General features: G+C 44.7%; 24 protein-coding genes. 21 read left to right on the top strand and 3 right to left on the bottom strand.

Annotation, left to right across the window (positions count from 1 at the left end; all coding sequences use genetic code 11):
• Positions 1 to 203: 203 nt before the first annotated feature.
• From flgB to fadA, 21 genes are all read left to right on the top strand, one after another.
• A complete protein-coding gene (flgB, locus tag ACMXYX_RS14715) occupies positions 204 to 602 on the top strand; it encodes a flagellar basal body rod protein FlgB (RefSeq protein ID WP_415896967.1) in 399 nt (132 codons plus the stop codon).
• Positions 603 to 604: 2 nt separating this feature from the next.
• On the top strand, positions 605 to 1,042 hold the full coding sequence (gene flgC / locus ACMXYX_RS14710) for a flagellar basal body rod protein FlgC (RefSeq protein ID WP_415896966.1): 438 nt from the start codon (positions 605 to 607) through the stop codon (positions 1,040 to 1,042).
• Between the two features lie 23 nt (positions 1,043 to 1,065).
• A complete protein-coding gene (locus ACMXYX_RS14705) occupies positions 1,066 to 1,764 on the top strand; it encodes a flagellar hook assembly protein FlgD (RefSeq protein ID WP_415896965.1) in 699 nt (232 codons plus the stop codon).
• Positions 1,765 to 1,774: 10 nt separating this feature from the next.
• Positions 1,775 to 3,688, top strand: a complete 1,914-nt coding sequence (locus tag ACMXYX_RS14700) for a flagellar hook protein FlgE (protein ID WP_415882402.1) — start codon at positions 1,775 to 1,777, stop codon at positions 3,686 to 3,688.
• A 138-nt stretch (positions 3,689 to 3,826) separates the two neighbouring features.
• Complete coding sequence (locus ACMXYX_RS14695; RefSeq protein WP_415896964.1) at positions 3,827 to 4,570, top strand: flagellar basal body rod protein FlgF; 744 nt, start codon at positions 3,827 to 3,829, stop codon at positions 4,568 to 4,570.
• A gap of 21 nt (positions 4,571 to 4,591) precedes the next feature.
• On the top strand, positions 4,592 to 5,377 hold the full coding sequence (gene flgG / locus ACMXYX_RS14690) for a flagellar basal-body rod protein FlgG (RefSeq protein ID WP_415896963.1): 786 nt from the start codon (positions 4,592 to 4,594) through the stop codon (positions 5,375 to 5,377).
• A gap of 18 nt (positions 5,378 to 5,395) precedes the next feature.
• Positions 5,396 to 6,073: a flagellar basal body L-ring protein FlgH gene (gene flgH, locus ACMXYX_RS14685; RefSeq protein WP_415896962.1), complete on the top strand. Its 678-nt coding sequence runs from the start codon at positions 5,396 to 5,398 to the stop codon at positions 6,071 to 6,073.
• 10 nt (positions 6,074 to 6,083) lie between these two features.
• Positions 6,084 to 7,178 carry a flagellar basal body P-ring protein FlgI gene (locus ACMXYX_RS14680; RefSeq protein WP_415896961.1) on the top strand — a complete coding sequence of 365 codons (1,095 nt, stop codon included), beginning with the start codon at positions 6,084 to 6,086 and terminating at the stop codon, positions 7,176 to 7,178.
• Entirely contained in the window at positions 7,179 to 8,222 is a 1,044-nt protein-coding gene (flgJ, locus tag ACMXYX_RS14675) for a flagellar assembly peptidoglycan hydrolase FlgJ (protein WP_415896960.1), read from the top strand. It abuts the gene before it with no gap.
• 82 nt (positions 8,223 to 8,304) lie between these two features.
• On the top strand, positions 8,305 to 10,575 hold the full coding sequence (flgK, locus tag ACMXYX_RS14670) for a flagellar hook-associated protein FlgK (protein WP_415896959.1): 2,271 nt from the start codon (positions 8,305 to 8,307) through the stop codon (positions 10,573 to 10,575).
• Positions 10,576 to 10,586: 11 nt separating this feature from the next.
• Positions 10,587 to 11,825 carry a flagellar hook-associated protein FlgL gene (flgL, locus tag ACMXYX_RS14665; RefSeq protein WP_415896958.1) on the top strand — a complete coding sequence of 413 codons (1,239 nt, stop codon included), beginning with the start codon at positions 10,587 to 10,589 and terminating at the stop codon, positions 11,823 to 11,825.
• A 295-nt stretch (positions 11,826 to 12,120) separates the two neighbouring features.
• A complete protein-coding gene (locus ACMXYX_RS14660) occupies positions 12,121 to 13,908 on the top strand; it encodes an acyl-CoA dehydrogenase C-terminal domain-containing protein (protein ID WP_415896957.1) in 1,788 nt (595 codons plus the stop codon).
• A gap of 13 nt (positions 13,909 to 13,921) precedes the next feature.
• A complete protein-coding gene (locus ACMXYX_RS14655; protein ID WP_415896956.1) occupies positions 13,922 to 14,350 on the top strand; it encodes an SCP2 sterol-binding domain-containing protein in 429 nt (142 codons plus the stop codon).
• A gap of 49 nt (positions 14,351 to 14,399) precedes the next feature.
• Complete coding sequence (locus ACMXYX_RS14650) at positions 14,400 to 16,070, top strand: AMP-binding protein (protein WP_415906189.1); 1,671 nt, start codon at positions 14,400 to 14,402, stop codon at positions 16,068 to 16,070.
• A 25-nt stretch (positions 16,071 to 16,095) separates the two neighbouring features.
• Positions 16,096 to 16,668, top strand: a complete 573-nt coding sequence (locus tag ACMXYX_RS14645; RefSeq protein WP_415906188.1) for a DUF2889 domain-containing protein — start codon at positions 16,096 to 16,098, stop codon at positions 16,666 to 16,668.
• On the top strand, positions 16,668 to 17,411 hold the full coding sequence (locus ACMXYX_RS14640) for an enoyl-CoA hydratase-related protein (protein WP_415892504.1): 744 nt from the start codon (positions 16,668 to 16,670) through the stop codon (positions 17,409 to 17,411). Before ACMXYX_RS14645 ends, ACMXYX_RS14640 begins: the two co-directional genes overlap by 1 nt.
• 103 nt (positions 17,412 to 17,514) lie before the next feature.
• Positions 17,515 to 18,087: a DUF3365 domain-containing protein gene (locus tag ACMXYX_RS14635; RefSeq protein ID WP_415892503.1), complete on the top strand. Its 573-nt coding sequence runs from the start codon at positions 17,515 to 17,517 to the stop codon at positions 18,085 to 18,087.
• A 316-nt stretch (positions 18,088 to 18,403) separates the two neighbouring features.
• Positions 18,404 to 19,153, top strand: a complete 750-nt coding sequence (locus ACMXYX_RS14630; RefSeq protein ID WP_415896953.1) for an electron transfer flavoprotein subunit beta/FixA family protein — start codon at positions 18,404 to 18,406, stop codon at positions 19,151 to 19,153.
• A 12-nt stretch (positions 19,154 to 19,165) separates the two neighbouring features.
• A complete protein-coding gene (locus tag ACMXYX_RS14625; protein WP_415896952.1) occupies positions 19,166 to 20,095 on the top strand; it encodes an electron transfer flavoprotein subunit alpha/FixB family protein in 930 nt (309 codons plus the stop codon).
• A gap of 67 nt (positions 20,096 to 20,162) precedes the next feature.
• Positions 20,163 to 22,325: a fatty acid oxidation complex subunit alpha FadB gene (gene fadB / locus ACMXYX_RS14620; protein WP_415906187.1), complete on the top strand. Its 2,163-nt coding sequence runs from the start codon at positions 20,163 to 20,165 to the stop codon at positions 22,323 to 22,325.
• Positions 22,326 to 22,337: 12 nt separating this feature from the next.
• Complete coding sequence (gene fadA / locus ACMXYX_RS14615; RefSeq protein ID WP_415895155.1) at positions 22,338 to 23,513, top strand: acetyl-CoA C-acyltransferase FadA; 1,176 nt, start codon at positions 22,338 to 22,340, stop codon at positions 23,511 to 23,513.
• A gap of 244 nt (positions 23,514 to 23,757) precedes the next feature.
• On the opposite strand, the gene ACMXYX_RS14610 is transcribed toward fadA, so the two are convergent.
• The 3 genes from ACMXYX_RS14610 to ACMXYX_RS14600 all read right to left on the bottom strand — a co-directional run bounded on the left by ACMXYX_RS14610 (position 23,758) and on the right by ACMXYX_RS14600 (position 26,549).
• A complete protein-coding gene (locus ACMXYX_RS14610) occupies positions 23,758 to 24,621 on the bottom strand; it encodes a hypothetical protein (RefSeq protein WP_415906186.1) in 864 nt (287 codons plus the stop codon).
• A gap of 165 nt (positions 24,622 to 24,786) precedes the next feature.
• Positions 24,787 to 25,170 (bottom strand): hypothetical protein, encoded by a 384-nt coding sequence (locus ACMXYX_RS14605; protein WP_415906185.1) that lies wholly within the window; start codon positions 25,168 to 25,170, stop codon positions 24,787 to 24,789.
• A 206-nt stretch (positions 25,171 to 25,376) separates the two neighbouring features.
• The gene (locus ACMXYX_RS14600) at positions 25,377 to 26,549 is read right to left on the bottom strand and encodes a PilT/PilU family type 4a pilus ATPase (RefSeq protein ID WP_415906184.1); all 1,173 of its coding nucleotides are present in this window, start codon (positions 26,547 to 26,549) and stop codon (positions 25,377 to 25,379) included.
• Positions 26,550 to 26,700: the final 151 nt, after the last annotated feature.

Here is a 26,700-nt window from a genome sequence, read left to right as displayed (position 1 = left end):
TAAGCGGCTTTTTTATTGCCTCTTTTCTATTGAGTTAATTTCCCTTGCCGTCAGCGGCAATTAGGCGGTTTTAGTTTGCCGTTTTTAGACGGTAAGTGGTGATTAATACACGCCTAAAATTGTTATGTTATTGAAAAAAAAGGATTTTATTTGTTTGGCATGCAGTTTGCTTTATTGGGAGTAATATTAAATGAGGCAATGAAATGGCAATTAGTTTTGATGCAGCTTTGGGAATTCACGATGACGCACTAATGCACCGTGCTCGTCGTGCAGAGGTTTTAGCTAACAATATCGCTAATGCTGATACTCCTAATTTTAAAGCAAGAGATATTGAGTTTGCTGAAGCGTTAGAGCATGTGTCGACTAAAATGAATGTAAAACAGGTTGCTACTGTGGCAGGGCACAACACGGAGTTGCTAGAGCCTGATCTAGCGGCTGATATGATGTTTCGAATCCCTAATCAAGCATCGGTAGATGGTAACACGGTAGAAGTTCAGCAAGAGATGGCTCGTTACACTGAAAATGCCTTGGATTATCAGACGTCATTTCATTTCCTAAATAAGAAATTTACAGGTCTTAAATCAGCGATTAAGGGTGAATAATCATGTCATTGAGTAATGTTTTTGGTATCGCTGGTTCGGCTATGAACGCGCAAACAATCCGCTTAAATACAACAGCTAGTAATATGGCAAATGCGGAAAGTATTAGCTCTAGCCTTGATGAGACCTATAGAGCACGAAAACCAGTTTTTGCTGTACAGCAAGTAGACCCTTTGGCTGAACCAGATAATGAGTTTGGCATTGCAGCCGGTCAGGGCGTACAGGTTTTGGGTATTGTGGAAAGCGAAGCTGAACTTCGCCAAGAATATAACCCTGCGCACCCGATGGCTGATGAGCAGGGATTTGTTTATTACCCTAATGTGAATGTTGTAGAAGAGATGGCGGATATGATTTCGGCTTCTCGTTCTTTCCAGATTAATACCGAGATTATGAATACTGCCAAGCAGATGCTTCAGCAGACTATCAGACTTGGGCAGCAGTAATTTAAATAACGAGGTTTTAAGCCATGAGTAATGTTAATGGCGTAAATCAAAACGTTTTTGATCAGATAAACAGGGCTAATCAATCTAACAGTACGCAGAAGAGCCAGACGCAAGAAGATAGCGATATGTTCATGCGTTTGATGATTGCTCAGCTGCAGAATCAAGACCCGTCTAGCCCCGCTGATACAACTGACTTTATGCAGCAGATTGCGACTATGTCGCAGGTTGAGAGTATCAATAATCTTAACCAGACGGTTACAGAAACGTCTCAGGCTATGCTGTCGAGTCAGGCGGCATTGCAGGCATCGTCGATGGTTGGTCAGTCAGTGTTTATCCCTGGTGACACATCTGAAGTGGGGACTCTGATGAACCCATTTGCTAAGGGCGCATTTAATCTGGAAACCAGTGCCTCAGAAGTTCGCATTAAGGTTTATAACTCAAGTGGAACTTTGGTTGACAACATGCAACTTGGTGCTGTTGGACAGGGAGAGCATGAGTTTGCTTGGCAGATGCAATTTGATGAAGACGGTAATCCGGAACATCCTCCAGGGGATTATACATTCGTGGTTGAACGTCTCGAAGACAATGAATATCAAGCGGTTGATACCAGTATGGCTTATAGAGTTAACAGTGTGACTCTGGGTGAAAATGGTATTGGTATGAAAGTGAACACAACAGCTGGCACATTTGATATCAGCGATGTGAAACAGATCGGCGTGTGAGGATAAGAAGATGGCAGGTTTTAATACAGCGGTAACCGGTCTGAAAGCGGCCACTACGGACCTTGATGTAACAGGTAACAATATTGCAAACGCGAGTACAGTAGGTTTTAAATCTTCACGTACTGAATTTGGTGATATCTATGCAACAGCAGTTGTTGGTGCCGGCTCATCAAACGTGGCAGGTGCTGGTGTAACAGTAACTGATATCGCGCAAGACTTTCAGGCAGGTACTATTGAGTTTACTAACAATAACTTGGATCTGGCGATTAATGGTTCAGGTTTCTTCCAGCTGGATGATGGCCAAGGTGGTACGACTTATACCCGTGCAGGTTCGTTTGAGCTAGATAAAAACGGTTTTATTGTTTCTAAAACAGGTAGCTTCCTACAGGGATATGGTTTGGATTCCGAGGGCAACCGTTTGCCAATCGGGAACCTATCTGTAACACAGAAAGAGAGTCCGCCAAAGGCTACTGAAGAAATTGATCTGTCTTTTAACATCGATTCCCGTGAAGATGCGGCAGAGTTGCTGCCTGACTATGATAAGGATGAGCCGGGTTCATTTACCTACAGTACAACGGTGAGAACTTTTGATAGTCTAGGTAATGAGCATACAATTAAATTTAATATGGCTGAGGCACGACCTGTTCAGGCGCAACAACAACTGACAGGATTGGTTGCCACTGACACTATTTCTGGTGTGACTGTTACTGCTGCTCATATAGCAGAGTTAGATGCAGCTGCTGGAACAAGCCTTACTTCAGGTACCTTCTTTGATGCTTTAACTGACCCGGTGACAGGTGATCCACGTATTCAAAGCATTGAAGTTACTACGGATTCCAGTGATTTCATTATTCGCTTTAAATCTGAATTTCCAGAACCGGATTTAGTGCAAGTTAGTGGTACGGTAGCTGTTACAGAAGCAGCAGAAATCGCTGCAAATGAAACTTATGATTTCGATATAACAACATCTCCTATTGGGGCAGACTTGGTACTCGAAATTGGTGGAATCACAATACCTACATTAACAGCAGGTTCTACGGATGATCAGATTGGTGCTGCAATTACGGCTTCTGAAGCGAAAATTTTGGATGCTAATCCAAATGTTGAATCGGTAATCTACGATAATGTTAATAAAAGTATTCGCATTACTTATAAAGCCGAAGCCGGTGATATAGTACCTAGCCAAGCGTTAACCATTACCGCTACAACCGGTACATCGCCATTTGCTGCGCCTGTAGTTAAGGAAGGCGATAACTCTTTCCAAGGTGTTTACCGTATGTATGCGTACCTAAATGGTACGGAACAATTGGATATTGGCAAGGCGTTAGATCCAGGTGAAGCGGGTTCTGGTACAGAGCCAGGTCCTATATTGGTTAAGTTCAACCCATCTAATGGTTTGTTAACCGGTATCAATGGTGATCAATTCTCTGCAGGTGCAATCGTACCTTCAATCACTATTCAAGGTGCTGACCCAGCTGATTCAACAACGGTAATTGAGTTAGATATCACCAACACTACTCAGTTCGCATCTGCGTCTATTGTGAAAGCGTCTGCGCAAGATGGTTATACCAAAGGGGACCTAATAGGGGTTACTTTCAGTGGTACGGGTGAGATGGTTGCAAGTTTCTCTAATGGCCAGAACCAAGATTTGGGTGTGGTGGCTATAGCAACCTTTGAAAACCAGTCTGGCCTACAGCCAGCTGGAGATACAGAGTGGACTGCAACGCTAACTTCTGGCGATGCGATCGTTAACCCGCCAGGTACTGGTTTGAACGGTACGCTTCAGTCAGCCGCTTTGGAGCAATCCAACGTAGACCTGTCTGCTGAGCTTGTTTCCTTGATCGAAGCACAACGTAACTTCCAGGCAAACTCTAAGACATTGGAAACGCTGAATACAGTGACCCAGAATATTCTTCAGATCTAATTGATCTAGTACACCTAAAAAAATAAAAAGGCCGCTAATGCGGCCTTTTTTGTTTTTGGCACGTTGATTGCATTGTGTCTGTTATTAGTATTTTACTTGTAAGAAGCGCAGCTAAGCTGCCCAGAGTGGAAATAACAGATGGATAAGGTTCTTTATTTAGCAATGAGCGGCGCGAGAGAGAATATGCTCGCACAGCAAGCTCATGCCAATAACCTTGCGAATGCCAATACTACCGGCTTTAAGGCAGACCTGGCGCAGGCAAGGGCAATGCAGGTGTTTGGCGAGGGGCATGCTTCCCGTGTCTATGCACAAACTGAGCGTCCAGCTACTGATTTAACTAGCGGTACATTAATTGAAACGGGTCGTCAGTTAGATTTAGCAGTTGCAGGTGATGGTTGGATATCTGTGATTAGCGCTGACGGTACAGAGGGGTTTACCCGTGCCGGTTCACTGCAGATCAATGCCGCTAATCAGTTAGTAACAGGCAGTGGTTTGCCGGTAATGGGCAATGGTGGAATTCCTATCGTTTTACCGCCTTTTGAAAATATTGAAATTGCGACCAACGGAACGATCACAATTCAGCCGCTAGGTGATAATGCTGCTGAATTATTGGTTGCAGACCAAATCAAGCTAGTAAACCCAGATCCTCAAACCCTATTTAAAGGACCAGATGGTTTGATGATTACCGGTAATCAGGCTGCTGTGTTGCCTGATGCTAATGTACGTATCCGATCAGGTTTTCTAGAAGCAAGTAATGTAAATGCTGTGAGTGAATTGACTGGGATTATCAGTACATCCCGTCAATTTGAGATGCAAATAAAAATGATGAAAACCGCTGAAGAAAATTCTGAGACAGCGGCTTCAATTTTGAAAATGTCTTAAGAATCACCTGAGGATAAGTAGATGCACGGTGCATTAAATGTAGCAAAAACCGGTATGACCGCTCAGGACACCAACCTGAAGGTGATATCCAACAACTTAGCGAACGTTTCAACGGTTGGCTTTAAAAAAGATAATTTAGTATTTGAAGATTTGATGTATCAAATCCGCCGCCAGCCAGGTGCTCAATCTGCAGAAGAAGCGCAGTTGCCTTCTGGATTGCAGATTGGTATGGGGGTTCGAACTGTTGGCACTCAAAAAATCTTTCAAACAGGTGATATTCAGATTACTGATGAAGCCTTTGATGTAGCGATTAACGGTCGAGGTTTTTTGCAAGTTAATTTGCCAAACGGTGATATCGGGTATACCCGAAATGGTCAGCTACATCTTAATGCCGATAATGAGTTGGTATCCGCAGAAGGCTATACGATTGAGCCAGCAATCACACTTCCTGCACAAGTGGTTAACTTTTCGATTAGTACTGATGGAGTGGTTGAAGTTGTAACCGCAGGTAATCCTCAACCAACCCAGATAGGGCAAATAGAGCTAGCCGATTTTGTAAACCCTCAGGGGTTACAGGCATTAGGACAAAATTTGTATGCTGAAACAGGTTCTAGTGGGGCGCCTGTTATTAGCAACCCAGGTGAAAATGGCACTGCTGTGCTTATTCAGGGGGCACTTGAGGGTTCTAACGTGAATTCGGTAGAAGAGCTGGTTGATATGATTACGACCCAGCGTGCCTATGAGATGAATTCCAAAGTGATATCTACAGCTGATGAGATGCTCTCCTTCGTGAGCCAGCAGCTTTAAAATAGCTAGGTGAAAGCAATGAAGAAATTAATATTAGGCATTCTTGCAACCAGCTTTGTGTTAACGGGTTGTGTACAGAAACAAGTTAAGCCAAATAATCCAGAATATGCACCTGTGATGCCTCAGTCACTGACACAGCCTAAACCTGTTAATGGCTCTATCTATAATTCAGCGACAAGTATCAACCTTTATGGTGATGGTCGTGCCCATCGAGTTGGGGACATTCTGACTATTATGCTGGAAGAGAGTACGAGTTCTCAAAAGAGTGCTAAGACCGAACTTGATAAATCGGGTTCTTCTTCATTGCAACAAGCGACAGCGTTTGGTGAACCTGTCACAGCGTTTGGCAAGCCAGTTAGCTTTACTTTGCCGTCAAGTACTACTGAATTTGATGGTGAAGGCAAGTCAGATATGAGTAACAACCTGAGCGGCAATATCACCGTCACTGTTCACGATGTAATGCCTAACGGTGTCTTGCTGGTTAAAGGTGAAAAATGGCTGACTCTAAATCAAGGTGATGAATATATTCGTATTAGCGGCATGGTTAGACCTCAGGATATCGGGTCTGACAATACCGTTGTTTCGACCAAACTGGCTGATGCACGTATTGCATACAGTGGTACAGGTACAGTCCATGATACGAATGTGATGGGTTGGATGTCACGTTTCTTTATCGGCGCGTTGATGCCGTTCTAAGGGGGGCGTTATGAAATTAATTTTAGTCTTAATCAGTAGTCTTGTTTTTAGCGTTTACACACAAGCTGCGCCAAGTCGCCTTAAGGATATGGTGTCTATTTCAGGTGTGCGATCCAACCAACTAGTTGGTTATGGTTTGGTTGTTGGTCTAGACGGTACAGGTGATAAAACGTCATTTACTTCGCAAACTTTCCGTAACATGCTAAATAACTTTGGAGTGGCGATTCCGTCATCTGTAAATCCAAAATCAAAAAATGTTGCGGCGGTAGCTATCCATGCTGATCTACCAGCTTTTGCTAAACCAGGGCAGGCTATTGATATTACAGTGTCAGCCATTGGCGATGCTAAGAGTCTGCGCGGTGGTAGCTTGCTGATGTCGCCTTTGAAAGGTGCTGATGGTCAGGTTTACGCCATTGCTCAAGGTAATTTGGTTGTATCCGGTTTCGGTGTTCAAGGTGCTGATGGTTCTAGACTGTCTCTAAATGTACCGAGCGTTGGACGAGTGCCAAATGGTGCAACAGTAGAGCGTTCTGTGCCAAGTGGCTTTAATCAAGGTGATAGCTTGGTTTTAAATCTGCATCGTCCAGATTTCACAACCTCCCGTCGTGTAGCTGAGCAGATTAATCATCTTTTGGGACCGAATATGGCGGCTTCGATGGATGCTACGTCTATCCGTGTTCGTGCGCCGAGAGATCCATCTCAACGAGTATCTTTCCTATCTGTTCTGGAAAACCTAAATGTTGAGCCTGCCAAAGATGCAGCTAAGGTGGTCATCAACTCCCGTACAGGCACCATCATTATTGGTCAGAACGTTCAGGTTTCCCCAGTTGCTATTACCCATGGTGGTCTAACAGTGGCTATCGCAGAAGCGGTAGATGTTAACCAGCCAAACCCATTAGGCGGCGGTCAGACAGTGGTTACACCTCGTACAGGCATCGAAGTGGATGAAGGTTCTGGTCATATGTTTGAGTTTGCGCCAGGTGCAAACTTGCAAGATATCGTTGAGGCGGTCAATCAAGTGGGGGCGGCTCCAGGTGATTTGATGGCTATTTTAGAAGCGCTGAAGCAGGCTGGTGCGCTGAAAGCAGAATTAGTGGTGATCTAAATGATTAAAACAGGTGCAGGCAGTAATGCCCAACTCTATTCAGATTTGGCTGAGCTTCAAAAACTGAAAGCTCAAGCTAAAACCAATAGTGATGAAGGTCTGCGCCAAGCAGCTCAGCAGTTTGAGCAGTTGTTTGTAAATATGTTGTTGAAGTCGATGCGGGATGCAAATGCAGCATTTGGTGAAGACAACTTTATGAATAGTAGTCAGACCAAACTGTATCAAAGCATGTTTGACAACCAGATTGCTATGGAGCTGTCTAGTTCATCAAAAGGCATCGGCTTAACCGATGTATTAGTTCGCCAGCTTGGCGGTAAAGTGGATAGCCCGAGTCGTCCCGATATCAAACCGCTAGATCTAAATAGCCGTCAATTGGATCAGGCTTTTGATCAGGCTGCTTCAATCGCAGCATCGGCATTGTTGGCTAAAGCAGAAGGCCAGGAAAATCCCCCAGGTATCACGCTAACCGAAGAGCAGAAAAACACTGTTAAGGAAGTATTTGAGCAGCAATTAAATGCTGCTGCAAAAGTGGTTAATGAAGCGCTGCCAGATAGATTCGAATCACCTGAACAGTTTGTTGAAAAACTGATGCCATTGGCTGAAAAGGTGGCTGGTGAATTGGGGGTTGATCCTCGTGTATTGCTAGCTCAAGCAGCATTAGAAACGGGGTGGGGGAAGTTTATGGTTCGTTCCCCTGATGGTAGTAACAGCAATAACCTCTTCAATATCAAAGCGGATAGGCGCTGGGATGGTGATAGCGCTCAGGTTTCTACACTTGAGTATCGAGATGGTGTTGCGCAAAGGGAAAAAGCGTTCTTCCGTAGTTATGACAGCTATGAAGATAGCTTTAGAGATTACGTTTCATTTTTGAAAAATAGCCCACGTTACAAGATGGCACTGGAGAGTGCGGGCGATCCTTATGATTATGTTCGGCAGTTACAGGATGCCGGTTATGCAACCGATCCTGAATATGCCAACAAGATTAGAAATATTTTTGATGGTGAGTTGCTAGCAAGTCGAAGCTCCTCAACTAAAGAGGGCTAAGTAATAGCCGATAACCTATTACTCAGCTCTCCTTGAATGACGCTTCAGTGATGTAGCACAAGATCCTCAAAAGGAGTCAATTATGTCTTTTGGTTTATTAACACTTGGGACTCAGAGTTTGCAGGCAAATCAGACTGCTCTTTCTGTTACCGGTCAGAACATAAGTAACGTTAATACTGAAGGTTATACGCGTCAGCGACCAGTGTTTTTGTCTCGCGAAGATCAGGGCGGGGTTACCATCGATGATATTGATCGTGTTGCTGATGCCTTTTTGAACCGTCAAATCTGGACTGATAGCGCGACTTTTAACAGTTATAACGCTTTTGAAGATTTTGCTAATGAGTTGGATAACCTCATGGCATCTGATGTGACCAGTATATCCAAAGCGATGGACGATTATTTTGGGGCACTTCAAACCGCGGTAGATGATCCTGTGAGTTTGCCAAATCGCGAATTGTTTATTGCCCAATCAGAAGCGCTAGTACAGCGTTTTAACGATCTAGACGCTAATATCCGTCGCCAAAGCGACACGATTAATGGTCGTTTGGAGAGTAATGTTGCAACGATCAATACCATTGCAGGGAATATTGCTCAGCTTAATGATGATATTCGTATTGCCAAAGCTGCTGGTAATGTTTCCAGTGAACTATTAGATCAACGAGATGCAAAGCTAGAAGAGCTTTCTGAATATATTGGTTTTACCTCTCTTGAAGATGGCAATACTGGTGAAGTTAGTGTTTTTGTTGGAAATGGTGAACCGCTAGTAGTCGGTCAGAGTGCAAATACCCTGTATACCATTACGAGTCCTGCCGATAGTAGTCAGCTTAATCTGGGTATCCAAATTGGTAACAGTGTCGGTGATATTACCAACCAAGTTACAGGGGGGAAGATCGGCGGTATGTTGGATTACCGCGAAAATACCCTGAATGAAACGCTCGATGAATTAGGTCGAATCGCGTTAGTTTTTGCTGATTCTATGAATGAACAGCATCAAAAAGGTATGGATCTAGATGGTAATGCGGGTGGATTGATGTTTACTGACATTAATTCCGGCTCGGCAGCATCTAATCGTGTTTTGGCTGAAAGAGATAATTTATCTTCGACGACGGGCAGCGCGATTATAAGTGATGTAAGTCAGGTCCAGGCTACTGAGTATGAGTTGATCTTTAGCGGCCCTCAAGAATTTACGTTGATTCGTGGTAGCGATGAGATGCGTTGGAATCAAGCAAGTTTAAATGCCAATGGTCCAGCGCCGACAAACGCATCTGAAGTTGATGAAGATGGTGAGTTTTATCTGGATGCAGCTAACGGTGATTTAACGCTTCGTATTGATGGTGTAACTGTCATTATGGATGCTGCTGGTAGCTTTGCCACAGGAGATAAATTTTTAATTAGACCGACTCGAAATGCTGCTTCTGAAATTGATACGGTATTGAATCAAGCTCGTCAGTTAGCTTTAGCCGCACCGTTAGCTACTTCAGAAGATGCGGGTAACACAGGTACTGCAGTTGCAACAGTGAGTATTACCGATCAAGACTACGCTGCACAGTCTGTGGTTGTGAATGAAATGACACCACCTATCGATGTTGGTTTTCGAACTGCATTGGAGGTTGTTGATTCACCGGCCGCTACAAATACTGGCGTTGCATCTAATCTTGCTGTTACAGATCTTAGTGTGATGTCAGGTATCACATTCCCCTTAACTATTACCGAAGATGGCTCGGGTAATTTCGATATTACAGATTCAGCTGTGCCACCTACGACACAAACGGGTGTAGCACTTACGGGCACTCAATTAGATCTTACTGCTACTTATGGCGTGACATTAGATATTACAGGGGCTGCTGCTGGCGATTCATTTATAGTGCAGCATGATAGCTCGGAAGATGTAGCTTATTACGTGCTAACTGATGACGATGGTGATCGCCAGGTGGGTCAGTATGTATCTGGTCAATCTATTCAGCTAGCAGGCTTTGAGCTAACAATCAGTAATCAACCAGATATTAACGATACATTCGTGGTTAGGGCGAATACTGACGGTGTTTCCGATAACCGCAATGCACTACTGATGTCGGATCTGCAGTTTGCAAAAACTGTCGAGGGAGCATCGTATCAAGATAAATATGGCCAAACAGTTGAGCGTGTCGGTACGGAAGCTGCGGTAGCACAAGTTAATGCTCAAGCAGGTAAAGCTGTTTTGGATTCTAATAAGCAACAACGTTCCAGTATTGCGGGCGTGAATTTGGATGAAGAAGCTGCGAAGTTGGTTCAGTATCAACAAGCATATCAGGCTTCAGCGCAGCTTATACGTGCTGCTCAGACAATCTTTGATTCGTTGCTACAAAGTGTTTAAGGAGATAGCAGATGAGAATCTCTACACAACAAGTATTTCTTAGCAATATTGATAACCTTGGTAAGGCAAGTGCTGATCTATTTCAGACACAGCAGCAGTTATCAACAGGTAAGCGAGTACTGCAGCCTTCTGATGACCCATTGGCATCAGCGCAAATTCAGAAATTCAAAAAGGAAATTGCGCGTACAGAACAATTCTCTGGAAACATAGAGGTTGCAGAGCGTCGATTGGAATTGGAAGAGATTACAATCGAGCAGATTAATAATCAGTCTATTCGTTTACGAGAACTAACGATTCAAGGTAAAAACGGTACGCTGACGGATACGGATCGACAAGTTATTGCATCCGAGGTCGGTGAAATTATTAAGTCCCTCGACAGCCTAATGAATACTAAGGATGTTCAAGGCGAGTACCTTTTTGCTGGGAATAAAGGTTTTACACAGCCTTATACCGTTGGCCCTTCTGGACGTTATGAGTTTAATGGTGATGATGGACAGCGCTTTCTGCAAGTAGGGCCGGAGAACAAAGTAGCAGCCACTGATTCTGGATTTGAAATCTTTGAGAAAGTTCCTCCGGTTCCGGGGTATTTGATTGAAGATGTTACTCAGACAACAGGTACTATTGGTGAGGTTGACATTCAAGGTGGTAATGCCGAGACGTTTGGTGCATATATGGCCGCGAATGGGCCTTTAAGCATTACGGTGAATGCCGGTAATCTTGAAATTACGGATAAAAATGGTGATTTTGTTACACCTGATGATCCGGCAGTTTTGATGGATGGTACTTATGCTCTACCACCTGGAACGTCTACAGTAAGGATTGCTGGTGTTGATATAGAGATCAATGCTGCAAACCCTGGCACTGCTGAGTTGGATGTATTTGATCAGCATAATATTTTGAATACAGCTCTAGATCTTAAAGAAGCATTGGAAACAGCTGACTTTTCTACGACTCAAGGAAAGAACGAGTATCTTGAGCGCATGGATCATATCTTAGATAACCTTGCTGGAGTTGAAGAAAAGAATATTGCGTCGCGAGCAAGTATTGGTGGCCGGTTGAATGCTCTAGAGCAACAGGATTTGGTGAATGAAGACTATAAGCTGTTTACGGAAGAGGCTTTGTCTTCATTTGAAGACCTAGATTATAACGAAGCGATTAGCCGCTTTGCTTTGCAAGAAACAGCGCTTCAGGCATCCTATGCAAGTTTCGCCAAGGTCCAAGATCTGAGTTTATTTAATTACATAAACTAAAAGTCTTATTATTTCAAAAGCCGGCACTTAGCCGGTTTTTTTATGTCTATATTGCAGTGCAAAATCGATGTGACGAAATATGTCATTATTGCTGCTCTGAATTGTTATTTGAAACCCCATTTAATGCCTAAATAAAGCGCTATCTAATATTGCTTGCCATTTTTTGTCACTAAAACTGGTAAGTTTTGTTATTGGCGTATTACGACCTTTGAACCATTCTTAAATACATACTGTATTGGTGCTCGGCACCACTTATCCGCATCAGCGGAGCGATAATAAGAATGAGGAAAACGTCATGCCAGAATACAAAGCTCCCCTCCGTGATATGGACTTCGTGTTAAACGAAGTGCTTAACGCTGAGCAGCATTACCAGAGTCTTTCAGGTTGCGAGGATGCGACGCCTGATATGGTAGGCGCGATCATGGAAGAAGGTGCTAAGTTTGCTGAGCGTGTTTTATCTCCGTTAAATCAGATTGGTGATCAGCAGGGCTGTCAGTGGGATGACGGTGCTGTTAAAACGCCAGAAGGTTTTAAAGAAGCTTACGACCAGTTTGTTGAAGGCGGTTGGCCGTCATTAGCGCATGAAGCTGAATACGGTGGCCAAGGTTTACCTGAGTCTATTGGCATCCTTGTGAACGAAATGGTCGGTACGGCTAACTGGTCTTGGAGTATGTACCCAGGTCTAAGCCATGGTGCGATGAATACTCTAAACGCTCATGGTACAGAAGATCAGAAACAAACTTATCTTACTAAACTGGTATCCGGTGAGTGGACTGGCACTATGTGTCTGACCGAGCCTCATTGTGGCACTGACTTAGGCATGCTGCGAACTAAAGCAGAGCCTCAAGGAGACGGTAGTTATAAAATTTCCGGAACCAAGATCTTCATCTCTGCGGGTGAGCACGATATGGCAGATAACATTGTGCATATCGTTTTGGCGCGCCTACCGGATGCACCTGAAGGTACAAAAGGTATCTCCCTGTTTATCGTTCCTAAGCACTTGCCAGAATCTATAGGTACAGATAATGGCGTTAGTTGTGGTTCTCTAGAGCACAAGATGGGTATTCACGGTAATGCTACTTGTGTCATGAACTTTGACGAGGCTACGGGTTACCTAATTGGGCCAGAAAATAAAGGCCTTAACTGCATGTTTACCTTTATGAACACTGCACGTCTAGGTACAGCTTTACAGGGCTTGGCGCATGCAGAATGGGGTTTCCAAAACTCACTTGTTTACGCCAAAGATCGTTTGCAGATGCGCGCTCTAAATGGCCCTGCTAACCCAGAAAAAGCGGCCGATCCAATTATCGTACACCCTGAAGTTCGTAAAATGTTGCTGACCCAGAAAGCTTTCGCTGAAGGTGGTCGCGCAATGATCTACTACTGTGCTCAGCTTGTGGATAAAGTTGAGCGCGCGGAAGGGGATGAGAAGAAACAAGCCGATGCCTTGCTAGCGTTCCTTACGCCGATCGCAAAAGCATTCCTGACCGAAGTTGGTTTCGAATCCGCTAACCACGGCCTTCAAGTATTTGGTGGTCATGGCTTTATCGCAGAGTGGGGTATGGAGCAAAACGTGCGTGATAGCCGTATATCTATGCTGTATGAGGGTACTACTCAGATCCAAGCGCTAGATTTGTTAGGCCGTAAAGTATTGATGACTCAAGGTGAATCTCTTAAAGGCTTTACCAAAATTCTACATAAGTTCTGTCAGGCTGAATCTGACAACAGCGATCTACAACAATTCACCAAACCGCTAACTGAGCTGAATAAAGAGTGGGGTGATCTCACTATGAAAATCGGTATGAAAGCGATGCAAAACCGCGATGAGGTCGGTGCAGCTTCCGTCGATTACCTCATGTACTCAGGTTATGTGGTATTGGGTTACTTCTGGGCGCGTATGGCTAAAGTGGCTCAAGAGAAGTTGGCAGCAGGTGAAGGTGATGCTGCGTTCTACCAAGCTAAACTGACTACAGCACGTTTCTATTTCCAGAGAATCTTGCCGCGTACTCGTAGTTTGGTTGAAACAATGCAATCAGGGGCAGACAACCTGATGGAGATGGACCAAGAACACTTTGCTTTCTAGTCGAGGTATAGACGTGAAGAAAGCACTTAATAATCCAGTAGGCCGCACACTTTTACGCGGTCTCTTAAAACTCAACGCAAAACGTTATGCGTTAAAGAATAAAAATGACAAAGAGGTATCTGAAATGTCCGACTTGAATGCAGTTTTTACTGAAATGAAAAATCGTTTTAATGCCGATGCTGCAGCAGACACTGATGCAATTTTTCAGTACGACATTAGCGATGGTGACTCTTGGTTTGTGACAGTAAAAGAGGGGAACTGTGAAGTTGCGGAAGGTGTTAGTGCAGATGCAACCGTGACATTAACTATGGACTTGATTACTCTCGAAGAGATTATGTCGGGTGAAACTGATGGTATGCAGGCTTTCATGGCGGGTCGTGTGCAGGCTGATGGTGACATTATGCTAGCGACTAAATTGGCTGTACTTTTTCCCGTAGCCTAAAATTACCGACATAGATCCCTTATAAAAATAATTACATGAGGTACCTTCGATGCAGCAAATCCCTGCCGCCGATACTATCCCGGCTGATATAAATCATTACGGTTTTAAAACTGTTCCAGATGTTCTAGCGCATGTGCAAAAGAACTTTGGCCCTAAACCAGCATTTACCAGCTTTGGGCGCACGATTGATTATAATGAATTGGATCGTTTATCTGCGGCGTTTGCTGTCTATCTTCAGCAAGAAACTAACTTGCAACCAGGTGATAGGGTAGCGATCCAGTTACCTAACCTGATTCAGTACCCCATTGTATTATTTGGTATTTTGCGTGCAGGGCTGGTGGTTGTGAACACCAATCCGCTGTATACCCCGCAGGAGATGCAGCACCAGTTTAATGATTCTGGTGCGAAGGCGCTGATTATCCACAAGAGCATGGCCCACAATGCTGAAAAGATTTTGGATAAGACGCAGATTGAAACCCTGTTTGTGACCCAAGTAGGGGATCTACACGATTTTATTAAGCGTAATCTTCTGAATGCTGCAGTTAAGTACTTGAAGAAGATGGAGCCAGATTACAATCTACCTCAAGCGATTCCGCTTCGCTCTGCATTCTACAAATATGATGGTCAGCAACCAAATCCAGTCAAAGTTGAATCATCTGATGTTGCTGTCTTGCAGTATACCGGTGGCACAACAGGCGTTTCTAAAGGCGCGATCCTAACTCACGCCAATCTTATCTCTAACATGCTACAAGCGCAGGAGCGTTTAACCGTTCCCGGTGTTGATTGGACTGAAACGGTGATCTCACCGCTGCCGCTTTATCATATTTATGCTTTCACCGTTGCTCAGGTTGTTTCGTTAATGGGCGGACATAGCGTATTGATACCAAATCCAAGAGATATTCCTGGGTTTATTAAAGAGATGCAGAAGTGGCGCATGAGTACGTTTGTTGGTCTTAATACGCTATTTGTTGCGCTGTGTAACGATGAAAACTTTGCCCAAGTTGATTTCAGTAATCTGAAATTCACTGCGTCAGGTGGTATGGCGCTCAACCCATCCACTGCTGTGCTGTGGAAAGATAAAACCGGTTGTGACGTAATTGAAGGTTACGGCCTGACAGAAACCTCTCCTGCGGTATGTTTTAACCCACCCGATGATAACCGCACTGGCACAATCGGGCTGCCTATGATTCACACTGATGTTCGTATTATTGGTACGGATGGTCAGGACGTGGTCAAAGGTGAAGCCGGTGAGCTTTGTGTTAAAGGCCCGCAGGTTATGCGCGGATATTGGCAAAGAGAAGAGGCAACCGCTTCCTCCTTTACCGATGATGGTTATTTTATCACGGGCGATATCGCGACCATCGATGAGGAAGGTTATTTCCGCATCGTAGACCGCGCGAAAGATATGATTATCGTCTCTGGTTTCAATGTATATCCAAACGAAGTGGAAGATGTCATTACCCAGCACCCTGATGTTGTGGAATGTGCAGCTATCGGTATTCCGGACGATAAAACCGGCGAGATCGTTAAAGTATTTGTTGTTAGCAATAATCCTGATCTATCCCGTGAGGATGTTAGGGATTGGTGCAAAGACAAGCTGACACGCTACAAAGTGCCAAAGCAGGTAGAGTTTGCTGAAGATCTACCCAAATCAAATGTCGGTAAAGTACTTCGTCGTCTGCTAAAACCTTCTGCAGATGATAATGCCAACGCAGCTTAAAGCCGAATAAAGGGAATTGATCAGTATGCCTTTATCTCGACCAACTCGGCGTGAAACTCATCATAATCGAAATGTGATGTGTAGTGGCTATCTTCGTGATGATGGTTTATGGGATATTGAGGCCCGTATGACCGATGTTAAAACGCGAGATGTGGATAACCCTCAGCGCGGTGGTTATGTTCCAGCAGGCGAAGCGTTTCATGATATCAGCATTCGCCTGACCCTTGATAAAGGTTTACTGATCAAACAGGTAGAAGCCTGTATAGATTATTCTCCGTTTCGAATCTGTAAAAAAGTTGGTGCAGCATATGAGCAACTGCAAGGTACACGTATCGGACCTGGCTGGCTGCGCATAGCGAAAGACCGTGTAGGTGGTGTTGCGGGTTGTACGCATATGAATGAACTTTTACCTGTTCTGGCGACGACCGCTATCCAATCTACCTGGCCGAGTAGCGATAAAGATGTTCTCGCTCAAGGTGCTGAGTTTATGCTTGATAGTTGTCATTCATGGGGGCGAAGCAGTGAGATGGTTCGCGAATACCTGCCAGAACATTATCAGCCTGCAACAACCGTTAATGTAGTAGAGGAGCCTAAATAGTGGCTACCGTTTTAACCGAAAAGCAGGGTTCTGTTTTCGAGATAAATCTAAACCGACCAGATAAGAAAAATGCGCTGACATTGGCAATGTATGTCGAAATGACGGCGTTACTAAAGCAAGCAGCGGAAGACCCTAATGTTCATGTTGTGCTTTTTCGAGCGCAAGGTCAGTCCTTCTGTGCTGGAAATGATATTAGCGATTTTGTATCAGCAGCGCATAACCCTAATATTCTGCAAGATGTATTGGTGTTTTTGCATACATTGGCAAGCTTTCCCAAGCCAATCATCGCAGCGGTGCATGGCGATGCTGTTGGTATAGGCACGACTATGCTCTTGCATTGTGACCTCGTTGTGTCTGCAGATAATCTGCGGTGTAAAATGCCGTTTGTGCAGTTAGGCTTAATACCTGAAGGAGCGTCTACTTTGTTGTTTCCGCAACTAGTAGGTCACCGACTCGCTTTTGAATTGCTGGTTGAAGGTCGAAGTTTTGATGCTATAAAAGCTGAACAACTTGGTATTGTTAATCAAATCACAGAACCGGATCTGCTCCTAGAAACAGCTCGAAATCGTGCTAAAAAGTTAGCTGATAGCCCTGTTGATTCGGTGATTGCAGCTAAACAGTTGATGAAAGCCGAAACCTTAAAGTCTGTTCACCAAGTGATTGATAGTGAAGGGGCGTTGTTTTATCAGCGCTTGTTATCTGAAGAAGCGCAAAGGGCATTTATGGCCTTCCTACAAAAATAATATGCATTTTTAATATATGGACCTTAAATATTAGTATTTACTAATCTATATGAAATTGTATAATGGCCTCATCTTATGAACACCCTATCCAGTGAGGTCCAAGGTGAAAGCATTCTTCTTTACTGCTGCTCTAGCGGCTGCTCTTCCGGTTCAAGCGGAAGAATTCTCGGTAAATATTCCTGAACTGCAGAACGAAGCTAAAGGTGTCATTAAAGAGTTAGTGACCACGCTTGGCTCAGAACTCAAAGCGGCAAAAAAAGAGGGCGGTGCTATCGCTGCCATCAACGTTTGTAATACCAAGGCTGAAGGTCTTACAAAAAGCGTGAATGATAATTCTGAATGGCATGTTGAGCGTACTAGTTTAAAACTACGTAACCCGCAAAATGCACCTGACCAGTGGGAAAAGGCGATTCTTGAACAGTTTGAATCCAAAGCTAAGCAAGGGGCTAATCTAAAAACCTTAGGTTTCTCGCAAGTTGTCGTAGACGAAGAAGGTAGAAAAGTATTCCGCATGATGAAGGCGATCCCCGTCGCTGATCAATGCTTAGCTTGTCACGGTTCCAAGATTAAACCAGAGATTGCTGAGCAACTTCAGACCCTTTACCCAGAAGACAAAGCGACAGGTTTTTCCACAGGCGATCTTCGTGGTGCTTTCAGTCTAAAAAAATATTTATAAGATAAATTGGATTCTAAAAAGGGCTTATTAGCCCTTTTTTTATGCCTGTCTTTTTAGCTATTGCCAGAAAAGGTAACTTTTTTGATACCTTTTGATTGTATTTGTTTGCGCTTTATCCTTTCTTAAGCCCTTTGTTTACGGGGCTTTGATTAATATTGCTATTTTTTGTTAGCGATGTAGCTGCTTTTTGTCATTGTTGAATTTCAGTCTGAGACTAAGATTTATACATAGCTTGGGGAATGAGCTTCCCTCTATGAAAGTAACCCTATTTTCGTATGTGTATGGGTTACCAAAATAACAATACAAAGAGGCGGTTATGAAAGTACTGGTTGCCGTAAAACGTGTGATTGACTACAACGTCAAAGCCCGTGTCAAAGCAGATAACAGTGATGTCGATTTAGCTAACGTAAAAATGGCTCTAAATCCATTTTGCGAGATAGCAATTGAAGAGGCTGTACGTTTAAAAGAAGCGGGTACAGCGGATGAAGTTGTCGTTGTTTCTATTGGTAATAAGAGCTGCGAAGAGCAGATCCGTACAGCGCTAGCATTGGGTGCCGATCGCGGTATCCGTGTCGATATCGAAACCAACCCTGATTCCCTTTCAGTCGCTAAGCTATTAGCCAAAATTGTAGAAAAAGAAGCGCCAGGTATGGTGATTCTTGGTAAGCAAGCGATCGATTCTGATAACAACCAAACCGGTCAAATGTTGGCTGCTTTGTTGGATCGCCCACAAGGTACCTTTGCTTCAGAACTTGAGGTAACTGGCGATAGCATCAACGTCACCCGTGAAATCGACGGTGGTTTGCAAACCGTCAACCTGACTATGCCAGCGGTTGTAACAACCGATCTGCGTCTTAATGAACCACGTTACGCATCCCTGCCAAACATTATGAAAGCGAAGCGTAAACCGCTTGATGTCCTAACAACTGACGAACTGGGCGTATCTGTAGCGAGCAATCTGCAACTACTACGTGTCGATCCGCCATCAGAGCGTCAAGCAGGCATCAAAGTAAGCTCTGTAGATGAGCTAGTCGAAAAACTACGTAATGACGCTAAAGTAATTTAAGGGGGTGATCAGATGACTATTCTTGTAATTGCCGAACACGATAATAACGAGCTTAAACCCGTAACCCTCAATACCTTAGCTGCAGCAAATGCGATTGGTGGTGATGTTCACCTGCTTATTGCAGGCGCTAACTGTCAGGCCGTTGCTGATGCGGCGGCGCAAGTATCAGGTGTGAGTAAAATTCTATTGGCTGATAACGCTGCGTATGAACATCAGCTTGCAGAAAATATCAGTAAGTTGGTGCTAACGGTTGCTGCTGACTATAGCCATATCCTGGCCTCAGCAACCACAACAGGTAAGAACTTCCTACCGCGCGTTGCAGCACTGCTAGATGTAAATCAGATCTCAGACATTATTGCCGTAGAAGCAGCGGATACCTTCAAACGCCCGATCTATGCAGGTAATGCGATTGCGACAGTCCAGTCCAGTGATAGCACTAAAGTTATCACTGTTCGTGGGACAGCCTTTGATCCTGTTGCTAACAGTGGTGGTTCTGCAGAGGTCGTTAGTCTTGCTGAAGCATGCGACAGCGGCCTTTCTAGTTTTGTTTCAGAAGAGCTGGCGAAAAGTGATCGTCCAGAATTAACCGCTGCTTCAGTTGTTATCTCCGGTGGCCGTGGTATGGGCAACGGTGACAACTTCGAACTACTTAACAAAGTTGCGGACAAGCTTGGTGCGGCGGTTGGTGCATCTCGTGCAGCGGTTGATGCCGGCTTTGTACCTAATGACATGCAGGTTGGTCAGACCGGCAAAATGGTAGCGCCAGAGTTGTATATCGCCGTGGGTATCTCCGGTGCGATCCAGCACTTAGCGGGTATGAAAGATTCCAAAATCATTGTTGCGATCAACAAAGATGAAGAAGCCCCAATTTTTCAGGTGGCTGATTACGGGCTGGTGGCCGACTTGTTCGATGCCGTGCCTGAGCTAGAGAGTAAGCTGTAAACAGCATAACTAAAAAGCGCTTAGGCACTTCGCCAAGCCAAAAATAAAAATAGACGGAGCAACTTAGATGCTTTTCGAAGGACAATCGATTTACGTACAGTCGATCGAAGACGGGATCTACGATGTGGTGTTTGACCGCAAAGGCGATGCTGTTAATAAACTCGATCAGGCGACTTTGGCTGAACTGCGCGAAGCGGTAAATGCCCTGTGTAACCTAGATGATATTCGTGGTGTGATTTTCTCCAGTGCCAAAGACTGCTTTATTGTTGGCGCCGATATCACCGAATTTATGGGCTTTTTCTCCGCTGAAGATGAAGACCTGATTGCAGGCTTGATGGATATCCACAGCCTACTGAATCAGATCGAAGATATGGGCTGCCCAACAGTCACTGCGATTAATGGCCTATGCCTAGGTGGCGGTTTTGAATTGGCGCTATCCACGGATTACCGTGTGATGAGCGACCAAGCCAAAGTAGGTCTGCCAGAAGTTAAGCTAGGTATCTACCCAGGTTGGGGCGGCACAGTTCGTCTACCACGCTTAATTGGTGTGGATAACGCCAATGAGTGGATCTGCGCAGGTGCTGAGAAACGCCCTGATGCAGCACTTAAAGATGGCGGTGTAGATGCGGTTGTAACGGGTGATCAGGTTAAAGCTGCGGCTCTAGATCTACTGAAAGGCTGTATTGCAGGTAAGTTTGATTACCAAGCGCGCCGTGAAGAGAAGAAAACGCCGATCAAACTAAATCAGGTTGAACAGATGATGGCGTTTGAATCTGCAAAAGGTGTGATCGGTGGCAAGGCGGGTCCTCACTACCCTGCACCCATGGCTGCGCTGAAAACGATTCAAAAGCACGCGAATCTTCCTCGCGAAAAAGCCAACGAGATCGAAGCTAAAGGCTTTGTGAAAGTTGCGAAAACCGATGTGTGCGCATCCCTTGTTGGTCTATTTATGAAAGACCAATACATCAAGAAAGTCAGCAAAGGTTTTGAGAGCAAAGCCGAGCCGGTTAAAAAGGCCGCTGTGCTGGGTGCCGGTATTATGGGTGGTGGTGTTGCTTACCAATCTGCCTCTAAAGGTACGCCTATCTTGATGAAAGATATCAACGATGCGGCGCTTCAGTTAGGTCTGGATGAAGCGACTAAACTGCTGAACAAACGCGTATCTCGTGGCCGTATGGATGCGATGAAAATGGCATCGGTGCTAAACAGCATTACGCCAACGCTAAACTACGGTGATTTCGGTAGCGTTGACCTTGTGGTCGAAGCGGTTGTTGAAAATCCTAAAGTGAAGAAAGCTGTACTTGCTGAAGTTGAAGGCACGCTGCCAGAAGGCGCGGTACTGACGTCTAACACTTCTACTATCTCTATTACTGAGTTGGCAACAGCGCTTAAAAATCCAGAGAACTTCTGTGGTATGCACTTCTTCAACCCTGTACATCAAATGCCACTAGTGGAAGTTATCCGTGGTGAGAAAACCTCTGAAGATGCGGTCGCACGTACAGTTGCTTACGCAAAAGCGATGGGCAAAACCCCAATCGTTGTAAATGATTGCCCAGGCTTCTTAGTTAACCGTATTTTGTTCCTTTACTTTGGCGGTTTTACTGCACTACTTGAAGATGGTGCGGACTTTAAACAAGTCGATAAAGTGATGGAGCGCTTCGGCTGGCCAATGGGTCCTGCCTACCTTCTAGACGTAGTCGGTATCGATACTGCGCACCATGCAGATAGCGTGATGGCAGCAGGTTTCCCTGATCGTATGAGCCATGAAGGCGAAAACGTTATCGACCGTATGTTCTCCCTAGAGCGCTTCGGTCAGAAAAACAGCAAAGGCTTCTATCGTTACGAGCTTGATCGTAAAGGTAAGCCGAAGAAAATTGTGGATGAAGAAGTACCAGCAATGCTTGATGGTATTGCTAAAGAAACGCGTGAGTTCACTGATGAAGAGATCATCGAGCGCATGATGATTCCTCTATGTATCGAAACCGTTCGTTGCTTGGAAGATGGCATTGTTGCCAGCCCGGCAGAAGCAGATATGGGCTTGATCTACGGTATTGGTTTCCCTCCATTCCGTGGTGGTGCGCTGCACTATCTGGATCAGATTGGTTTAGCTGAGTTCTGTGCTATGGCGCAGAAATACGAGGGTCTAGGACCGCTGTATCAGCCAACCGACAAGATGAAACAGATGGCCGCTGCTGGCGAAACATACTTTCCACAAAATGCTCAGGGTTAAGGGGTAAAGATCATGAACTTGAAACCAAATGATGTAGTCATCGTTGACGGTGTTCGTACCCCGATGGGTAAATCAAAAAATGGCTCGTTCCGAAATGTTCGTGCCGAAGCGCTATCAGCTGCAGTCATCAAAGCACTGTTAGAGCGTAACTCAGCGCTAAACCCTGCAGACATCGAAGATGTGATGTGGGGCTGTGTTAACCAGACGAAAGAACAGGGCTTTAACATCGGCCGAAATGCTGCACTGCTAGCAGGTCTACCTCATACGGTAGCGGCACAAACGATCAACCGCTTATGTGGTTCATCTATGGCAGCACTGCATGCAGCAGCCCAAGGCATCATGACCGGCAATGGCGATATCTTTATTGCGGGTGGTGTGGAACATATGGGTCACGTTTCCATCATGCACGGTGTTGATATCAACGCCGAGATGTCCAAAAAAGTTGCTAAAGCAGCGATGATGATGGGCGTAACTGCAGAGATGCTAGGCAAGATGAACGGTATCAACCGTCAAATGCAGGATGAGTTCGCGGCGCGCTCTCACCGTCTAGCGCATCAAGCACATCTGGATGGCCTCTGGGATAGCGAAATTATCGCGGTCGAAGGTCACGACGAAAACGGCTTTAAATCGCTAGTCGAAGCGGATGAAGTTATCCGTCCAGAAACGACAGTTGAAACACTAGGGGCACTTAAGCCGGTGTTCGTACCTAAAGTCGGTACTGTAACAGCAGGCTCATCTTCTGCATTCTCCGACGGTGCATCTGCATTACTGGTGATGTCAGCGGCTAAAGCAGAAGAGCTAGGGCTAACGCCACGTGCACGTATTGTCAGCATGGCCGTAGCGGGCTGTGATCCATCGATCATGGGTTACGGACCAGTACCAGCGACGCAAAAAGCACTGAAACGCGCAGGTCTTAGCATCGAAGATATCGACTATGTTGAGCTTAACGAAGCCTTCGCAGCGCAAGGCCTATCTGTACTAAAAGGTCTGAAACTGCTCGATAAGATGGAAGATAAAGTAAACCTAAAAGGTGGTGCGATTGCTCTGGGTCATCCACTTGGCTGCTCAGGCTCGCGTATCACTAACACTCTAATGAACGTGCTAGAACAACAAGACGGAACCTTAGGTCTAGCGACCATGTGTATCGGCATGGGACAGGGGATCTCTACCGTGATTGAAAGGGTGTGATCCACCCGCATTTCTTCTTCACGACTTCACTCTAAGCTATATCTTGCCCCGCTTTTTAGCGGGGCTTTTTTTGGTTTTAAAGGCGGTGGGAAGCTGCTTGAAACGGGATAGGGCGGCTAAAAGTGGAATTGATCAGCTAAAAGGGCTGAAATTGTTTGTAAGTTATGCGCTTTTATCAGAATAGGATTTGGTCTATTAACGACACATAGTGGCATGGTTCTTGTGGTTCTTTTATTCCTTAGCCTCACTTTAAAAAGCCGTTTACTTTGCTAACCATTTTTTGCCAAAGCGTTGGCTCAGGTTTTGGTAGGGTTCTGAAGTAATCCGGCAGTACCTCTTTCCCATTAGCTAATTTACTGTTCTTGTCATCCGCAATCATGTTAATAGTCAGTGTTTCACTTTTAATCTGGTCTGTACCAAACTCCGGATGCGTTACAACTGTTTTATATTCGTTAGTAGGAATGAACTCGTTCTCATCTTCACCATTTCTTATCTTCATATGGCAGACAAGCCCGGTGCGCTCACGTCTCGAGTAGAACCAAGTCATACAGATATAATTAGTTTCAGTCGCGACTCTAAAATACTTTTTCGATGTGGTCAGTTTCGCCGGATGGTTAGGGCCATTTGCTCCCCCAAAGCCACCTCGGCTGCCTCGATAAATCGCACGGGCTATCGGTGTTCTATCCAAAACAATATGTTTTGAATACAAGCTGTTGTCGTAATTGCGTTGCAATACCAACTCAATTCTAGAAAATCGATAACCACACTCTGTTTCGTTTTCTTTTAAAAAGATCGGTATTTCAATTCGATAGTTTTCCTCTGAAACTGGGTAAGCTCTGTCAGCGATTCTGACCTTACGACTTGACGTTGTGGCTTGCTTATAAGAACAGGCTTCTGATCTGCTTGTGCTCACATAGGAGGCAAGAAACGTAGCGGTTAACCTAAGGTCTTTCTTACCCTTTATGGTGTAGATTGCAGGCCCTGAAGGGGGATAGGGGGGAGTTTTGTTTACCGCTAAGTGGTCAGTATTTCCCGCCGCTTGAACTTCGTAAACGGAAGTGTGTATTAAGCCAAACAATCCAACTAAAAAGATACACATCCTGCTCATTATGCCTGTCACTCCATTGATAGGTATTAGTGCTTAACGCCTGTTCACTATGTCGTAAGCTGGCTACCTAATCAAGCAGGAGGATGTCTGTTTCTGGCACAAAGCTGCCTTTATAGATCACATTAGTTTAGGGCAATAAAAACTATTAAATTTTAAGGATATCGCTTATCCAATCTGAAGTAGCTTTCTAGCGTCTTCATCTGTTAACCCTTCACCTACATGTAACTTAACTTTAAATGCGCCAGCACCTAGGCCGAGCTCTGTAAATACTCTTTCTTCTACTTCGCAAAGTCCGCCTTCAACCATATCGATCGGGTGGATGAGTATTTGAGCACTCTTTTTCATAAAGCTGCGTGGCATTACAACTTTTACGAGCTCTTTCAGCACAGGCTCTGCGACGGAAAACTGGCCGATTAACAGTCTGTCTGTAGTGAAAGGCTGCTCCGGAGTAGCGATTTTCCAAGCGCCATTTTCGGTTAGGTTTTTGATCTCAAACTGATTCTTTCTAACTTTGAGATATAGATCAGCGACAAACAGTTTTTTGAGCATGAAGAAAACCTGGTGGCTTTAAAGAGTCCAATGAAAATCATCATATGATAATTTTCTCGACAGATCAGTTGTTCATTTTAGGGAAGTTTTGATGAGGCTTCGAAAGATTGATCTCCTTAAAGCCTGCGGTAGTTAAGCCCCGAGCGGGGCTTAAGCTGTTTTTAACCGGTCTTCTCTGCCTTATTCTGTTCTAGGTCGATTTTTAATCAAACCTCTTCGTCTTCATCCAATAGCTTAATGCCAGCTAGCGGATTGTCTTCATCGAAAGACTGTTTTTCAGGTTCAGGCGCTGCATCGGTTTTTTCTGCTTTATTATCAACAACTGCTAGGTTCATTCGAAGGCGCATATCGTTTGCAGAGTCGGCATTAATAATTGCTTGGTCTTGCGTGATCTTACCTTCGTCAAAGAGTTTGAACAGGGAGTCATCAAAGGTTTGCATGCCAGTGGTATCAGAACCCTTAGACATTACCTCTTTGATCCCTTTTACATCGCCTTTCATGATCAGTTCTTGGATACTGGAAGTACCTAGAAGTATCTCAATGGCAGCGCAACGTTTACCTTCAATGGTTGGGATTAGACGCTGAGAAACCACGGCTTTGAGGTTAAGCGCAAGGTCGTGGAAGATCTGTTTATGTCGTGCTTGTGGAAAGAAGTTAATAATACGATCAATCGCTTGGTTAGCGTTGTTCGCGTGCAGAGTTGAGATTGCTAAGTGGCCGGTTTCTGCATAGGTCAGGCACTGTTCCATGGTTTCCTGATCTCGAATCTCACCAATCAGAATTACATCCGGCGCTTGGCGCAGGGCGTTTTTCAGAGCGCTATGGAAGTTACGAGTATCAACCCCGACTTCTCGTTGGTTGATCAGTGATTTTCGGTGGTTGTGGACAAACTCGATTGGGTCTTCGATGGTGATGATATGACCGCCGCTATTACGGTTACGGTGATCAATCAGTGCCGCAAGCGATGTTGATTTACCCGAACCTGTCGCACCCACAAACAGGACTAGTCCACGTTTCTCCATAATCACATCTTTAAGGACGGGGGGTAGGCCTAAGTCTTCCATTTTAGGAATATCTGCTTTGATATTACGCGCGACTAGTGAGTATTGGTTACGTTGTTTAAAGATATTGATTCGATAACGAGCCACTTTAGGGATGGAGTAAGCGAGGTTCATCTCTAGCTCTTCTTCGAAGGTAGCGCGTTGCTGCTCGTCCATTAAGGAATTCGCAATCGCTTCGATCTCTCCAGGTTTATAAGGCTCTTTGCTTAATGGTGTTAATTTACCTTCGAACTTTGCACAGGGTGGGGCTCCGGTAGTGAGGTAGAGGTCGGAGCCATCACGTTTCGCCAAAATTGTAAGGTAATCCTTAAATTCCATAGGTGTCTGATCCTTATAATGAACGGAGGATTTATGTGGATATAGGACAAAGTCTAGTGGAAGAAGATCAGAGCGTCATCTTGAAATATTTATTTGAGGTTATGTTATATGATAACATTTCGCGCTTTGCTGTTGATTGAAGGTATGGGCT

Source organism: Neptuniibacter sp. QD72_48 (genome assembly GCF_047778065.1).
GTDB lineage: Bacteria > Pseudomonadota > Gammaproteobacteria > Pseudomonadales > Balneatricaceae > Neptuniibacter.
The sequence above is the reverse complement of the archived record's forward strand: the minus strand, read 5'-3'. Positions and strand labels throughout refer to the sequence as shown.

What these genes read in the sequence shown, in the direction of transcription:
- flgJ (WP_415896960.1), top strand. Translation starts at nt 7,179, where the DNA reads ATGATTAAAACAGGTGCAGGCAGTAATGCCCAACTCTATTCAGATTTG.
- ACMXYX_RS14660 (WP_415896957.1), top strand. Translation starts at nt 12,121, where the DNA reads ATGCCAGAATACAAAGCTCCCCTCCGTGATATGGACTTCGTGTTAAAC.
- flgC (WP_415896966.1), top strand. Translation starts at nt 605, where the DNA reads ATGTCATTGAGTAATGTTTTTGGTATCGCTGGTTCGGCTATGAACGCG.
- flgB (WP_415896967.1), top strand. Translation starts at nt 204, where the DNA reads ATGGCAATTAGTTTTGATGCAGCTTTGGGAATTCACGATGACGCACTA.
- flgL (WP_415896958.1), top strand. Translation starts at nt 10,587, where the DNA reads ATGAGAATCTCTACACAACAAGTATTTCTTAGCAATATTGATAACCTT.
- ACMXYX_RS14695 (WP_415896964.1), top strand. Translation starts at nt 3,827, where the DNA reads ATGGATAAGGTTCTTTATTTAGCAATGAGCGGCGCGAGAGAGAATATG.
- ACMXYX_RS14680 (WP_415896961.1), top strand. Translation starts at nt 6,084, where the DNA reads ATGAAATTAATTTTAGTCTTAATCAGTAGTCTTGTTTTTAGCGTTTAC.
- flgK (WP_415896959.1), top strand. Translation starts at nt 8,305, where the DNA reads ATGTCTTTTGGTTTATTAACACTTGGGACTCAGAGTTTGCAGGCAAAT.
- ACMXYX_RS14650 (WP_415906189.1), top strand. Translation starts at nt 14,400, where the DNA reads ATGCAGCAAATCCCTGCCGCCGATACTATCCCGGCTGATATAAATCAT.
- ACMXYX_RS14605 (WP_415906185.1), bottom strand. Translation starts at nt 25,170, where the DNA reads ATGCTCAAAAAACTGTTTGTCGCTGATCTATATCTCAAAGTTAGAAAG.
- ACMXYX_RS14630 (WP_415896953.1), top strand. Translation starts at nt 18,404, where the DNA reads ATGAAAGTACTGGTTGCCGTAAAACGTGTGATTGACTACAACGTCAAA.
- fadB (WP_415906187.1), top strand. Translation starts at nt 20,163, where the DNA reads ATGCTTTTCGAAGGACAATCGATTTACGTACAGTCGATCGAAGACGGG.
- fadA (WP_415895155.1), top strand. Translation starts at nt 22,338, where the DNA reads ATGAACTTGAAACCAAATGATGTAGTCATCGTTGACGGTGTTCGTACC.
- flgH (WP_415896962.1), top strand. Translation starts at nt 5,396, where the DNA reads ATGAAGAAATTAATATTAGGCATTCTTGCAACCAGCTTTGTGTTAACG.
- ACMXYX_RS14700 (WP_415882402.1), top strand. Translation starts at nt 1,775, where the DNA reads ATGGCAGGTTTTAATACAGCGGTAACCGGTCTGAAAGCGGCCACTACG.
- flgG (WP_415896963.1), top strand. Translation starts at nt 4,592, where the DNA reads ATGCACGGTGCATTAAATGTAGCAAAAACCGGTATGACCGCTCAGGAC.
- ACMXYX_RS14705 (WP_415896965.1), top strand. Translation starts at nt 1,066, where the DNA reads ATGAGTAATGTTAATGGCGTAAATCAAAACGTTTTTGATCAGATAAAC.
- ACMXYX_RS14600 (WP_415906184.1), bottom strand. Translation starts at nt 26,549, where the DNA reads ATGGAATTTAAGGATTACCTTACAATTTTGGCGAAACGTGATGGCTCC.
- ACMXYX_RS14645 (WP_415906188.1), top strand. Translation starts at nt 16,096, where the DNA reads ATGCCTTTATCTCGACCAACTCGGCGTGAAACTCATCATAATCGAAAT.
- ACMXYX_RS14625 (WP_415896952.1), top strand. Translation starts at nt 19,166, where the DNA reads ATGACTATTCTTGTAATTGCCGAACACGATAATAACGAGCTTAAACCC.
- ACMXYX_RS14610 (WP_415906186.1), bottom strand. Translation starts at nt 24,621, where the DNA reads ATGAGCAGGATGTGTATCTTTTTAGTTGGATTGTTTGGCTTAATACAC.